Origin of the sequence: Blautia sp. OM07-19 (genome assembly GCF_003481595.1) — a bacterium.
Lineage (GTDB): Bacteria > Bacillota > Clostridia > Lachnospirales > Lachnospiraceae > Blautia_A > Blautia_A intestinihominis.
The window spans coordinates 1-698 of record NZ_QULA01000092.1 but is presented as its reverse complement, the minus strand read 5'-3'; the positions used below and the strand labels follow the sequence as shown (position 1 = coordinate 698).

Genomic DNA, 698 nt, shown 5'->3' with positions numbered 1-698 from the left:
CTTAACTTGACCCATATTTATACAAGATAATTTCGATAAGCAAGCAATGAATATAGTACATCCAGTCCTTGCCAGATAGAACGTACTCCAGGCATACCATCGCTCGGTGCACCTTTCGTCCCTCCAAGAACTCCCAGATCATAAATTGCTTCTTTAAGTGAATACGATTCAGGAATTTCCTTGCTTTTTCTTGCGCAACAACATAATACTTTCCATTCCTCTTCAACAAATACGATCCCACTTGAAATTTCCGGACATATTTTCCCAAGATAAGTCAGATTTAATATCTGCATTGCAATGACAGAATATAATAACGTTAGAAAGCTTAATCTCCCATAGTCCCTTGCCTGGTTCTTTTCTATTTTGCACCCACTCTTTAATATAAAATGAAACCGTTCTATCTTCCATCTGTGTGCATAACACTGTACCAGCTTTTCTATTTCTTTTTCGCTCTTTACCGTTACCGTTGTCAGCAGAAACCATTCTGTCCCCTTTTTCCCGGATTCATGCACATAGATCGCTGTCAGCTCCAGCTTTTCCCGTAAATGCTTTTCCTTTCTCCTTTGAGGACGGTAGATTGTAACCTTTTTGCAATGGTAATCCATTTTTATATTTCTTGATGGGATATGCTCTTTGGGATTCCGGCTCATCCGGACAACCATGCTTCCTGCCACTGGGGAACTACGTAATTCATGAAA

Annotated in this window: 1 protein-coding gene; it reads right to left on the bottom strand. The window is 39.8% G+C overall.

Annotated elements, in window-relative coordinates; translation table 11 throughout:
- Positions 1-17: 17 nt before the first annotated feature.
- A partial coding sequence (locus DXC01_RS19990) for an IS4 family transposase (protein ID WP_118699695.1) occupies positions 18-698 on the bottom strand: 681 nt, incomplete at its 5' end.